Here is a 12,545-nt window from a genome sequence, read left to right as displayed (position 1 = left end):
CCCGGCCGTCCCCCACCCGATACGAGCCCGAAAGGCCCGCGTTCTCCATGCCCGAGCTGGTGTTCTTCTCCGGAACGATGGACTGCGGAAAGAGCACCCTCGCTCTGCAGATCGAGCACAACCGCTCGGCCCGCGGCCTGCAAGGAATGATCTACACACGGGACGACCGGGCGGGCCGCGGCAAGCTCTCCTCCCGCCTCGGCCTGGTCACCGAGGCCGTCGAGGCGACGGACGAGATGGACTTCTACGCGCACATCGTCGCCGCCCTCAGCTCCGGCGGCCGGGTGGACTACGTCATCGCCGACGAGGCGCAGTTCCTCGCCCCGGACCAGATCGACCAGCTCGCGCGGGTCGTCGACGACCTGGAGCTGGACGTCTTCGCCTTCGGCATCAGCACCGACTTCCGCAGCAAGCTGTTCCCCGGCTCGCAGCGCCTGGTCGAACTGGCCGACCGGATAGAGGTCCTCCAGGTCGAGGCCCTGTGCTGGTGCGGCGCCCGCGCCACGCACAACGCCCGCACCCTCGACGGCCAGATGGTCGTCGAGGGCGCGCAGGTCGTCATCGGCGACGTCCAGAGCGCCCCCGCCGAGGTCGGCTACGAAGTGCTCTGCCGCCGTCATCACCGGCGCCGGCAGACCTCCGCCTCCGCCCACGCGGCGGCGCTCTCCCCGGACGTGCTGCCGGTCTACAGCGCCGAGTAGCGCCGGCCGGCCGCTTAGCCGGGCTGCGGGACCGTCCGCTCAGCCGGGCTGTTGGAGCAGAGCGAACACGGCCCCCTCGGGGTCGGCGACCGTCGCCACCCGCCCGTACGCCGTGTCCCGGGCCGCCCGCACCTCCCGGCCGCCCAGTTCCGCCACGCGCCGCACCGCGGCATCGGTGTCCGAGACGGCGAAGTACGTCACCCAGTGCGGCCCCAGCTCTCGCGGCAGCGCGTCGCCGACGCCGTGCACGCCCGCCACCGGCCGGCCCTTGAGATGCAGCGTCAGATAGTCGGGGACGGCCTCCTCCGGCCGGGTCTCGTAGCCGAACACCGCCTCGTAGAAGGCGGTCACGCCGGTCTCCCGGGTCACCAGCTCGTTCCACACCGGCGCCCCGGGCACGCCGACCAGCGCGGCGCCCACCATCTCCTTGCCCTGCCACAGGCCGAAGACCGAACCCTGTGGGTCCGAGGCGATCGCCATCCGGCCCGCCTCGTCGTCCGCGTCCAGCGGTCCGACGGCGACCGTGCCGCCGCAGCCGCGGATCTGCTCGGCGGCCGCGTCCGCGTCGTCACTCGCCAGATACGTCGTCCAGGCCACCCGCAGCTGGCGGTCGGGCGCCAGTTCCCCGATCCCGGCCACCTCCCGTCCGTGGAGATACGCCCGGACGTACGGACCGAAGTGCTGCGGTCCCGGTTTGAACTCCCAGCCGAACAGCGCGCTGTAGAACTGCTCCGTCGTGGCCAGGTCGTGCACCATGAGACTCACCCAGCAAGGCGCGCCGGGCGTCCGCCGAGTCGTTGCCTCGGTCGTCATCGTCACTCTCTCCTCGGACCATCGGGGTGGTGGCCGTGCGGGGACCGGGCGCGAGTGCGCCGTCCCGTGCAGATGCTCGCACCCCCTCATCCGCTGCGCGCCCCGGCCGCGCCGCTTCGGCGCGTTCCCATGGGAGAATGCCCGATTTGATGTTTCGCACCCGTTTCGGCGACGTTGCCGTTCGGGGACGCGCCACGTGAGCTGCCCGGCTGAGCCCGCGCGGCCAACGGACACCGCTTCTCCACCGGGCCCGCCTGCGCGAGGATGAGGCCCATGAACGCCATCATCACCGCCGCCGAGTTGGCGGACGAACTGGCCTCCGGGGCCCCGCCGGTCCTCCTCGACGTCCGCTACCGGCTCGGCGGCCCGCCCGGCCGCCCCGAGTACGAGGCCGGCCACGTACCCGGCGCCGTGTACGTGGACATGGACGCCGAACTCGCGGGCCCGGCCGGTCCGGCCGGCCGCCATCCGCTCCCGGACCTGGACGCCTTCGCCGGGACCATGCGCCGGGCCGGGGTCACGGCGGACGGCCCGGTCGTCGTGTACGACGGCGGTCAGGGGTGGTCCGCTGCCCGTACGTGGTGGATGCTGCGCTACACCGGACACCCCTCGGTACGGGTCCTGGACGGCGGGCTGGCCGCCTGGACCGCGTCCGGCGGAGCCCTCGGCACCGACGTACCGTCCCCGACGCCCGGCGACTTCACCGCGGCTCCCGGCGCGCTGCCGCTGCTGACGGCGGACGAGGCCGCTGCCCTGGCCCGGCGCGGCGTCCTCCTGGACGCGCGGGCGGGGGAGCGGTACAGGGGCGAGGTGGAGCCCATCGACCGGGTGGCCGGGCACATCCCGGGCGCGCTGTCCGCGCCGACGACGGAGAACCTCGCCGCCGACGGCACGTTCCTGCCGCCCGCGGAGCTGGCCGCACGCTTCACCGCCCTCGGAGCCACCGCGGACGCCGAGGTCGGGGTCTACTGCGGTTCGGGCGTCTCGGCCGCGCAGGAGGTGCTGGCCCTCACGATCGCGGGCGTTCCGGCGGCGCTGTACGTGGGTTCCTGGAGCGAGTGGTCCGGCGATCCGACGCGTCCGGTGGCCACCGGCGCGCAGGCCGGCTGACACCGGGCCGGGTTCGTCCCATACGCCCGTCCGCGCGACGGGCGGGCGTACGGTGTGCGACACCGCTCGGCCGCCGGGCCCGCGCGGGCCCGGCCGCTATTCCGGTTTCTTGCGCCGCGTCCCGAAGACGATCTCGTCCCAGCTCGGTACGGCGGCGCGCCGCCCCGGCCGTACGCCGTCGGCCTCGGCCTGCCGGTCGGTCGTCCCCGTGAGGCGGTCCCGGTGGCCGGCCACCGCCCGTGGCATGAGCACGTCGGCGTAGGCGGAGCCCGCGCCCGCGCTGGCCGCCGGAGCGGCCGGCTCCTCCAGCTCCTCGTCCTCGACGGGCTCCTCCTGCGCGGGCGCCTTCGCCGGCTCCGGTACGACCATGTCGCCGCGGAAGCTGGGCACCGCCTCCAGGAGGCTGGTCAGCGAGTCGCGTTCCCGCTCGCCGGAACCGTCCTCGGCCCGCGCCTGCTCGTCGTCCTCGCCGCCCGTACGGTCCCGGTCCCGGTCCTGGGACGTCTGGCGGTCCAGGGCGCGGTCCAGCGGCCGGTCGCGGGGCAGCCGGGCGATCCGCGGCACGAACGGGAAGCTGGGCTCCGGGGTGTCGTCGGTCTCGCCGATCAGCGCCCGCGCCTCGTCGTCGACTGCCTGGACGAGCCGCCGCGGCGGGTCGTACGTCCAGCTCGCCGAGTGCGGCTCGGCCGCGACACGGTAGACCAGCAGGACTTCCCAGGTGCCGTCGTCGCGCCGCCAGGAGTCCCACTGCACGGAGTCCTTGTCGGCGCCGCGAAGCAGCAGCCGCTCCGCGACGGCCTCGCCGAGCTGCGGGCCGGTGTTCTCCCCGGGGCGGCGTACGGGCGTCTTACGGGCCCGCTCGGCCATGAAGGCGCGCTCGGCGAGCACCGGACCCTCGAAGCGGCGCACCCGGTCGACGGGGATGCCGGCGAGCTGGGCGACCTCCTCGGCGGAGGCACCTGCTCTTATACGGGCCTGGATGTCCCGCGGGCGCAGGTGGCTCTCGACCTCGATCTCGATCTGGCCGAGCCGCGCGCGGTCGTTGCGGACCGCGGCGCGCAGCCGCTCGTCGATCGGAAGCGTGTACTCGGTGCTGTCCGCAGCTTTGAGCACCAGCCGTGTGCCGTCGTTGGAGACGGCCACGACACGCAGTTCGGGCATGGGGACCTCCCGGGTGGTGCCTGCCGACGTCACGTGCGTCGCTGCTTCCGCTAGTCGAGTGTGGCCTGCCCGGGTGCAGCCTGCCACAACATTGCCGAGTTACCCGGCGTGTCGAGGCTTGGCCCAGAAACGCCGTTATGACACGGTTACCTGTTCGCAACGCTCAGTGACCATGTCCTGTTCCTGCTCCCAGTCACCCGTGCCCGGTGGCGGCACCCGGGGGTGAGTGCCACCTTCCGGCCCCTTCCCGTGTATCCGGGCAGCCGGACGGGATTCCGGGGCCAGGGCTCGCCACAGTACTCCATTCGGGCCACTGAGGTGGACCGCCGCGCCGCCGAAGTTCACCTGCGCCAAGGGAGTTGGTCGCCTTGTCGATCTCTCTACACGGTGTGACGGGTGGCGAGGTTCACAGAATCCGCAGAATCGGAACTACCGGCTTCGCTCGTAGGTCACTTGTCCGTGCAAGATGGATCGAAGGGGCGATCAAAGGCTGGAGATGGACAACAAAAGCGATACCGACACGAAAAAGAAGGAGAAACGGCTCGACCTGAGCCTTCCTCAGGTCGCGGGCAGTGCCCTGGCGGCTGCCGTCGCCGCGTTTCTCGCCGGGAAGCTCGGCGTGTACGGGACCATCATCGGCGCGGGTGTGGTGAGTGTCGTGGCCACGACCGGTGGCTCGCTCTTCCAGCACCTCTTCCGGCGTACCGGCGAGCAGCTCAAGGAAGCCGCGACTGTCGGCACCCGGCCGAAGCCGCGCCGGTCCTCGGTCTCCCGGAGAACGCCGGGAACCGGGTCCGGCACCGGCATGGTGCTGCCCACCTTCGACCGGCAGGGCGCGGAGGACGAGATCACGTCCGTCGCGGCCGAGGACCAGGGCCCGGCCGGCGGCACCGACCGTACGCAGCTGCTGCCGCAGGCCGGGGACCCGGACCGTACGCGGATGCTGCCGCAGGCCGACGCGGCGCGGGGCCCGGGGGCGGACGCCGGGGCCACCGACAGGACACAGCTGGTGCCGCGCCTCGACGACCGCACCATGGCGCTGGGGCAGGCCCGGCCCGGCCACCGGCCGGCCGGGGCCACCGCGGTGCCGCAGCGGGCCGACGAGGTCAGCACCGCCACGTACGGCACCCGGCTGCGCGGCTGGAAGCGGCCGGGGCTGGCCGCGCTGGCGGTCTTCGTGTTGTCGATGGGCGCCGTCACCTGCGTCGAGCTGCTCAGCGGCCAGGACGCGTCGGGTGCCCCGGGGACCTCGGTGAGCAACGTCTTCGGCGGCAACGCGCACAAGTCCGAGCCGAAGGCCCCGCCCGCCTCGGACTCGCCGTCCCCCGGGACCTCCCACGGCGACGGCACGACGGGCGGCACCGGCGGCACGCCGTCGCCCGGCCCCAGCGGCTCCACCGGCACCGGTGACGGCACCACCGGCGGTACGGGCAAGCCGTCCACGCCGTCGCCGAGCCCGGACGCGAGCCGGAGCGGCAAGCCCACCCCGCCGCCGAGCCCGCAGCCGTCGAAGCCCGGCGGCGGCACCGGGAACGACACCGGCAAGGGCGGTGACGACTCCCAGGGCGATTCCGGCGACCGGAACAAGCAGGAGCCCGGCGGACAGCAGCCCCCGGACCCGAAATCCTCGTGAACGCGGGACGGAAATCCGCACCCGTGCGGGACGTAATGCCGTCCCGCACGGGGACCTAATCCCCTTAACCGGAGCGGAAATTCCGTCCGTGACGGGGACCGAATCCCTTTCGGCGGGAGAACGGACCGGACCGCCCCGTACGGGCGGCCACCGAACGGCCCGGACCCGGCAGCGCGCCGGGTCCGGGCCGCTCCGTTGCCGGGCCGGGGAGCCCACCGGGCCGTTCATCCCTGCGGAACGTTGGGCCGAATGAGCGTTTCAGCCGTCCGGGCGGTCCGGCCGGCCCGGCCCCGGCCTCACTCGCCCAGCACCCGCCGCAGGTAGGCGTTGGTGAACAGGCGTTGCGGGTCCAGCCGGTCGCGCAGTGCGGTGAACGCGCCGAATTGCGGATAGACGCCGGCCAGGTACGCGGCGTCGCGGCTGTGCAGCTTCCCCCAGTGCGGCCGCCCGCCGTGCGCCGTCATGATCCGCTCGGCCGCGGTGAAGTACTCCCGGTACGGCGTCCCCCGGTACATGTGGACGGCGAGATAGGCGGTGTCCCGCCCGGAGGCGGTGGACAGCGGGATGTCGTCGGCCGGCGCGGTGCGCACCTCCACCGGGAAGCTCACCCGGAAGCCCGAGCGCTCCACCAGCACCCGCAGCTCGCGCAGCGCCCCGACGGCGGCCTCCCGCGGCAGCGCGTACTCCATCTCCACGAAGCGCACCCGGCGCGGGCTGGTGAAGACCTTGTACGGGATGTCGGTGTACGTGCGGGCCGACAGCGCGCGGCTGGAGAGCCGGGCGATGCCCGGGACGGTGGCGGGCACCGCGCGGCCGACGGCGCACGCGGCGCGGAAGACCCCGTTGGACAGCAGTTCGTCGTCGATCCAGCCGCTGATCCGGCCGAGCGGGGCGGCGGGGCCCTGGCTGCGGTTGTTGCGCTTGGTGCTGCAGTTGCCGGTGTGCGGGAACCAGTAGAACTCGAAGTGCTCGTTCTCCGCGACGAGCTGGTCGAACTCGGCCGTCACCCGGTCGAAGGACATCGGCTCCTCACAGGCCGACAGCCAGAACTGCGGCTCCACGGCGAAGGTGACGGACGTGATCACGCCCAGCGCGCCCAGCCCCACCCGGGCCGCCGCGAAGATCTCCGGGTGCCGCGTCGCGGAGCAGGTGCGGACCGTGCCGTCGGCGGTGACCAGTTCGAGCGCGGTGATCTGGGCGGCTATCGACGCCGAGTCGCGGCCGGTGCCGTGGGTGCCGGTGCTCGCCGCGCCGGAGACCGTCTGCTCCATGATGTCGCCCATGTTGGCCAGCGACAGGCCGTGCGAGGCGAGGACCTGATTGAGGTGCTTGAGCGTGGTGCCGGCGGCCACGGTGACCGTGCCGGCGGCGCGGTCCACCTCCCGTATGCCGGTCAGGCGATCAGGCCGTATCAGCAGCCCGTCGGTGGCGGCGGCCGCGGTGAAGGAGTGGCCGGTGCCGGCCGCCTTGACCGTCAGCCCGTCGGCCGCCGCCGCGCGGACCGCCGCGGCCAGTTCACCGGTGGAGGCCGGCGCGACACTGCGCGCCGGCCGTACGGCGACGGTGCCCGCCCAGTTACGCCAGGCGGGCCGAGGCGGCGTCCCCCGCATCGCCCGCACCGTGCGGGCCACGCCCGTCCGTGGAGTCGTCCTGTTCCTGCCGGTCGTGCCGTGTGCCTCGGCCATCTGCGCCCGTCCCCTCACGCTGCGGCGCCGGCCGCAGCCGGCGGTATCCGAGGAACGCCACCGCCGCCGCGAGCGCCCCCGCCACGGCCGGCACCAGGTAGCCGCGGCCGGCTCCGGCCGCGTCCACCACCCACCCGGCGGCCGACGAGCCGAGCGCCACCCCGACCGCGAGCCCGGTGCTGGTCCAGGTCATGCCCTCGGTCAGGTTCGCGCGCGGTACGTGCTGCTCGACGAGGGCCATGGTGGTCACCATCGTCGGCGCGATGGACAGGCCCGCGAAGAAGAGCGCCACGGCCAGCAACGGAAGGTTCCCGACCAGTTGGAGCGGGATCATACTCACGGCCATCGCACACACGCCCACCACCCACCGGCGGGCGGCCGCACCCTTGAAATGGATCATTCCGAAGACCACGCCGGCGGCGCACGACCCCAGCGCGTAGGTCGCGAGCACCAGACTGGCGGCGCCCTGGTGGCCCTCCTCCTTGGCGAACGCCAGCGTCACCACGTCGATCGCGCCGAAGATCGCGCCGGTCGCCACGAAGGTGATCACCAGCACCTGGAGGCCGCGCGAGCGCAACGCCGAACCCTTGGCCTGGTGTTCGCGCGGATGCGGCGCCGGCTCGGTCGCGCGCTGCGCCGTCAGCCAGAAGACCCCCACCACCAGGAAGACGGTCGCGAGCAGCGGTCCCGCCTCGGGGAACCAGGAGGTGCACAGGCCGATGGAGAGGATCGGGCCGACGATGAAGCACGCCTCGTCGACGATCGACTCCCACGAGTACGCCGTGTGCAGCAGGCGCGGTGAGCTGTGGACGGCCGCCCAGCGGGCCCGGACCATCGCGCCGACGCTCGGCACACAGCCCGCGCAGGCGGTGAAGACGAACAGGGTCCAGTCGGGCCAGCCCTGCTGCGCGCTCACCAGGAGACCGGCCATGGCGGCCGCGGCGATCAGGGTCACCGGGCGCAGCACCCGGCGCTGGCCGTGCCGGTCCACCAGCCGGGACACCTGTGGGCTGAGCACCGCCGAGGACATCGCGACGGTCGCCGCCAGGGCGCCCGCGACGCCGTACCGGCCGGTCAGCAGGGAGACCATGGTGACGATGCCGATGCTGGTCATCGACAGCGTCATACGGCCCAGGAAGCCGGCAGCGGTGAAGGACCTGGTGCCGGGCGTGTGGAAGAGCGCGCGGTACGGGCTGGGCATGGGGGAGCTCCGCCGGTGAAGAGCCGCCGCCGGGGGTCCGGAGGTCGGTAAGGCATGTCTGGGGCCGAGACAGCTTACGCGCGTGTCGCGGGTGGCCGCCTCCGGTTTTCCGGCTGTCAGTGGCTGGTGGCAGGATCGAAGACATGCCCGAACAGTGCGATCCGCCCCTTCCGACCGCCGGGGGGACCCCCGGTCCCTACGACGCCCTGCTGCTGCTGTCCTTCGGCGGCCCCGAAGGCCCGGACGACGTCGTCCCCTTCCTGGAGAACGTCACCCGCGGCCGCGGCATCCCGCGCGAGCGACTGAAGGAGGTCGGGCAGCACTACTTCCTGTTCGGCGGCGTCAGCCCGATCAACGCGCAGAACAGGGAACTGCTGGACGCCCTGCGCAAGGACTTCGCCGACCACGGCCTGGACCTGCCGGTCTACTGGGGCAACCGCAACTGGGCGCCCTACCTGGCCGACACACTGCGCGAGATGGTCCGCGACGGCCGCCGCCGTATCGCCGTCCTGGCCACGAGCGCCTACGCCTCGTACTCGGGCTGCCGCCAGTACCGCGAGAACCTGGCCGACGCGCTGGCCACCCTCCAGGCCGACGGCCTGCCGGTGCCCCAGGTGGACAAGCTCCGCCACTACTTCAACCACGAGGGCTTCGTACGCCCGATGGTCGACGGCGTGCTCGCCTCCCTCGCCGAACTGCCCGCGGACGTCCGCGACGGCGCGCACATCGCCTTCACCACCCACTCCATCCCGACCGCCGCGGCCGACACGTCCGGCACCCCGGAGGACCACACCGAGGACGGCGAAGGCGGCGCGTACGTCGCCCAGCACCTCGACGTGGCCCGGGTGATCGCCGAGGCGGTCCGCGAGGAGACCGGCGTCGACCACCCGTGGCGGCTGGTCTACCAGTCCCGCAGCGGCGCCCCGCACATCCCCTGGCTGGAGCCGGACATCTGCGACCACCTCGAAGAGGTGCACGGCGCGGGCGTCCCCGCGGTCGTCATGGCCCCCATCGGCTTCGTCTCGGACCACATGGAGGTCAAGTACGACCTCGACACCGAAGCCACCGCCAAGGCCGCCGAACTGGGCCTGCCCGTCGCCCGCTCCGCCACCGTCGGCGCCGACCCGCGCTTCGCGGCGGCCGTCCGCGACCTGGTCCTGGAGCGCGCCGCCGCCGAGCAGGGCCGCACCCCGGCGCGCTGCGCCCTCGGCGAGCTGGGGCCGAGCCACGACCTGTGCCCCGTCGGCTGCTGCCCGGCCCGCACCCCGCGCCCGGCCGCCGCGGGCGCGGACTGGACGGGACCGGTCGCGGAGGTCCAGGGGTAGGACCCGAGGAGAGCCCACCGGCGGCGCCGCCGCGCCGCCCCGCACGGCCGCCCCGACCGGCCGCCCGTACGAGCAAGGAGCACCGTGTCCGATCCGCTGCACGACGAACTTCTCGACCTCGCCCTGGAGGCCGCCCGCCGCGCGGGTGAGCTGCTGCGCGACGGCCGCCCCGCCGACCTCGGCGTGGCCGCCACGAAATCCAGCCCCATCGACGTCGTCACCGAGATGGACATCGCCAGCGAGAAGCTGATCACCGGCTTCCTCGCCGAGCACCGTCCCGACGACGGCTTCCTGGGGGAGGAGGGCGCCAGCGTCACGGGCAGCAGCGGGGTGCGCTGGGTCATCGACCCGGTCGACGGCACGGTCAACTACCTGTACGGGCTGCCCTCCTGGGCCGTGTCCATCGCCGCGGAGCAGGACGGCGAGGCCGTCGTCGGCGTCGTCGCGGCACCGATGCGCGGCGAGACGTACCAGGCCGTGCTGGGCGGCGGCGCGTTCCGCAACGGCGAACAGGTCCACTGCCGCCCCGCGCCGCCGCTGTCCCAGGCCCTGATCGGTACGGGCTTCGCCTACATCGGCGAGCGCCGCGCCGCCCAGGCCGAGGTGCTGCGCACCCTGCTGCCGCAGGTCCGCGACATCCGGCGCGGCGGTTCGGCCGCGATCGACCTGTGCGACGTCGCCTGCGGCCGGCTCGACGGTTACTACGAGCGCGGGCTGAACCCGTGGGACATGGCGGCCGGCGCCCTGATCGCCCGCGAGTCCGGCGCGCTCACCGGCGGCCGCCCCGGCGAGCCCGCCTCGAACGACCTGGCCCTGGCCGCCTCGCCGGAGGTGTTCGCCATCCTCCAGCCCCTGCTGGAGGAGCTGGGCGCCTGGCACGACTGAGAGCCTGTGTCATAACCCCGGTCGGAGCAGCGCCCGTCGTTATGACACAGGCTCTGAGCCCCGGACCCGAACGCGACAGCGCCCCGGACCCTTCGCGGGTCCGGGGCGCTGCCGTCGTACGCGGCCGGGAGATGGTCAGGCGCTGGCTGCGGTGACCTGCACGCCGTGCTCGGAAGCAAGGCGCTGCAGATCCTCCAGCTCGGCCTGTTCCACCTCGACGAGGAAGTCGTCGCCCGACTCGCGGGCCCGGTCGAGGTCGGCTTCGGTGTTCCGTATGCGCTGCAGAATGCCTGCGGTGAACGCGTCCATGGTGCGCCCCCTCGTCGTGGGTCGGTGGCACGGGGGTGTGCCGACGGGCGGGGCGATCACGGCGTGGTCCCTGCGAATGGATCAGAGCGCGGCATGGCGCCGAACAGGGCGTGATCGCGGGTGTGCAGTCGTCCTCCCCATGGGCAACCTCACGGAAACCTCAGACGGCACGGGAATTCGAAAACCGCCCGGAAGACACGGTTCCGGGGCCCGCGACCCGTCGGCCCGGGCCCCGGAAAGCGGCGTGCCGGGCCACCACCCACCCCTCTTACTGCCGGTTTACAGCTGTTCGGGGCAGGATGGAGGGGCTCCGAGTTTGCCGTGCCCCGGAACTTCTCCGGGGCCCTGAGGAAGGATTTGCGACGTGCGTGTTCTCGTCGTCGAGGACGAGCAGCTGCTCGCCGATGCGGTGGCCACCGGACTGCGCCGGGAGGCCATGGCCGTCGACGTGGTGTACGACGGCGCGGCCGCCCTGGAACGCATCGAGATCAACGATTACGACGTGGTGGTCCTGGACCGGGACCTGCCGCTGGTGCACGGCGACGACGTCTGCCGCAAGATCGTCGAGCTGGGGATGCCCACCCGCGTCCTGATGCTCACCGCCTCCGGCGACGTCAGCGACCGCGTCGAGGGCCTGGAGATCGGCGCGGACGACTATCTCCCCAAGCCCTTCGCCTTCACCGAGCTGACCGCCCGCGTACGGGCCCTGGGACGCCGTACGACGGTCGCCCTGCCGCCCGTCCTGGAGCGGGCCGGCATCAAGCTGGACCCGAACCGCCGGGAGGTCTTCCGCGACGGCAAGGAGGTCCAGCTCGCGCCGAAGGAATTCGCGGTGCTGGAGGTCCTGATGCGCAGCGAGGGCACGGTCGTCTCGGCCGAGCAGCTGCTGGAGAAGGCGTGGGACGAGAACACCGACCCCTTCACCAACGTCGTACGGGTGACGGTCATGACCCTGCGCCGCAAGCTGGGCGAGCCCGCGGTGATCGTCACGGTGCCCGGATCGGGCTACCGGATCTGATCGACGATGCCCGCTTCCTCCAAGGCGCCCACCCCGCCACCCGCCACACCGCCCATGCCCACCTGGGACCCGAAGCCGGTCAACGTCCGGCCCTTCCCCTGGCTGCGCCCGACCATCCGGATACGGCTCACCCTGCTGTACGGCGGCATGTTCCTGATGGCGGGCATCGTGCTGCTCACGATCATCTACATGCTGGCCGCCAACGCGCTGCAGGAAGGCAGCGAACTGCCCGTCAAGATCCTCCGGGGCAACTTCGCGGCCACCAGCAACGTCTGTGACCTGCCCAGCCAGACCTCCGGGGAGATCTTCACCCAGGCGATCCAGAGCTGCCTCCAGCACCAGCGGGCGCAGGCCCTGAACACCCTGCTCAACCGCTCCCTGCTGGCACTGCTCGGCCTGACCGTCGTCGCGTTCGCCTTCGGGTACGCGATGGCGGGCCGGGTTTTGTCGCCGCTGGGCCGGATCACCCGGACCGCGCAGCGGGTGGCGGGCTCGGACCTGCACCGCCGCATCGAGCTGGGCGGCCCGGACGACGAGCTCAAGGAGCTGGCCGACACCTTCGACGAGATGCTCGACCGGCTGGACCGGGCCTTCGAATCCCAGCGCCGTTTCGTCGCCAACGCCTCGCACGAGCTGCGTACCCCGCTGGCGATCAACCGCACGCTGCTGGAGGTCCAGCTCGCCGACCCCGACGCCTCGCCGGA

General features: G+C 73.0%; 12 protein-coding genes. 7 read left to right on the top strand and 5 right to left on the bottom strand.

What is annotated here, in order from left to right; all coding sequences use genetic code 11:
* Nucleotides 1–47 precede the first annotated feature (47 nt).
* Nucleotides 48–701: a thymidine kinase gene (locus ACZ53K_RS26810; protein ID WP_468841234.1), complete on the top strand. Its 654-nt coding sequence runs from the start codon at nucleotides 48–50 to the stop codon at nucleotides 699–701.
* Between the two features lie 39 nt (nucleotides 702–740).
* Here the strand turns inward: ACZ53K_RS26810 and ACZ53K_RS26805 are convergent, their stop codons facing one another.
* Nucleotides 741–1,514, bottom strand: coding sequence for a VOC family protein (locus ACZ53K_RS26805; protein ID WP_468841232.1), 774 nt, complete (start codon nucleotides 1,512–1,514; stop codon nucleotides 741–743).
* 273 nt (nucleotides 1,515–1,787) lie between these two features.
* On the opposite strand from ACZ53K_RS26805, the gene ACZ53K_RS26800 reads away from it, so the two are divergent.
* Nucleotides 1,788–2,624 (top strand): sulfurtransferase, encoded by an 837-nt coding sequence (locus ACZ53K_RS26800; RefSeq protein WP_468841230.1) that lies wholly within the window; start codon nucleotides 1,788–1,790, stop codon nucleotides 2,622–2,624.
* Between the two features lie 96 nt (nucleotides 2,625–2,720).
* Here the strand turns inward: ACZ53K_RS26800 and sepH are convergent, their stop codons facing one another.
* Nucleotides 2,721–3,785, bottom strand: coding sequence for a septation protein SepH (sepH, locus tag ACZ53K_RS26795; RefSeq protein WP_468841228.1), 1,065 nt, complete (start codon nucleotides 3,783–3,785; stop codon nucleotides 2,721–2,723).
* A 496-nt stretch (nucleotides 3,786–4,281) separates the two neighbouring features.
* Between sepH and ACZ53K_RS26790 the strand changes: the two genes are divergently transcribed.
* Nucleotides 4,282–5,418, top strand: coding sequence for a hypothetical protein (locus ACZ53K_RS26790; RefSeq protein ID WP_468841226.1), 1,137 nt, complete (start codon nucleotides 4,282–4,284; stop codon nucleotides 5,416–5,418).
* Between the two features lie 296 nt (nucleotides 5,419–5,714).
* On the opposite strand, the gene ACZ53K_RS26785 is transcribed toward ACZ53K_RS26790, so the two are convergent.
* The gene (locus tag ACZ53K_RS26785; protein WP_468841224.1) at nucleotides 5,715–7,028 is read right to left on the bottom strand and encodes a D-arabinono-1,4-lactone oxidase; all 1,314 of its coding nucleotides are present in this window, start codon (nucleotides 7,026–7,028) and stop codon (nucleotides 5,715–5,717) included.
* Entirely contained in the window at nucleotides 6,994–8,304 is a 1,311-nt protein-coding gene (locus ACZ53K_RS26780) for an MFS transporter (RefSeq protein WP_468841222.1), read from the bottom strand. The genes ACZ53K_RS26785 and ACZ53K_RS26780 overlap by 35 nt, the downstream gene beginning before the upstream one ends.
* 143 nt (nucleotides 8,305–8,447) lie before the next feature.
* Between ACZ53K_RS26780 and ACZ53K_RS26775 the strand changes: the two genes are divergently transcribed.
* On the top strand, nucleotides 8,448–9,629 hold the full coding sequence (locus ACZ53K_RS26775; protein WP_468841220.1) for a ferrochelatase: 1,182 nt from the start codon (nucleotides 8,448–8,450) through the stop codon (nucleotides 9,627–9,629).
* A gap of 84 nt (nucleotides 9,630–9,713) precedes the next feature.
* Entirely contained in the window at nucleotides 9,714–10,514 is an 801-nt protein-coding gene (locus tag ACZ53K_RS26770) for an inositol monophosphatase family protein (protein WP_468841218.1), read from the top strand.
* Between the two features lie 135 nt (nucleotides 10,515–10,649).
* Here the strand turns inward: ACZ53K_RS26770 and ACZ53K_RS26765 are convergent, their stop codons facing one another.
* Nucleotides 10,650–10,823, bottom strand: a complete 174-nt coding sequence (locus ACZ53K_RS26765; protein WP_167515092.1) for a hypothetical protein — start codon at nucleotides 10,821–10,823, stop codon at nucleotides 10,650–10,652.
* 364 nt (nucleotides 10,824–11,187) lie between these two features.
* Here ACZ53K_RS26765 and ACZ53K_RS26760 point away from each other — a divergent pair, with 364 nt between their 5' ends.
* Nucleotides 11,188–11,841 carry a response regulator transcription factor gene (locus tag ACZ53K_RS26760; protein WP_030021221.1) on the top strand — a complete coding sequence of 218 codons (654 nt, stop codon included), beginning with the start codon at nucleotides 11,188–11,190 and terminating at the stop codon, nucleotides 11,839–11,841.
* Nucleotides 11,842–11,847: 6 nt separating this feature from the next.
* Nucleotides 11,848–12,545: HAMP domain-containing protein (locus ACZ53K_RS26755; RefSeq protein ID WP_468841215.1), on the top strand; the 698-nt coding region annotated here is incomplete at its 3' end.

The sequence above is a fragment of the Streptomyces sp. NPDC033221 genome (assembly GCF_055577005.1).
The sequence above is the reverse complement of the archived record's forward strand: the minus strand, read 5'-3'. Positions and strand labels throughout refer to the sequence as shown.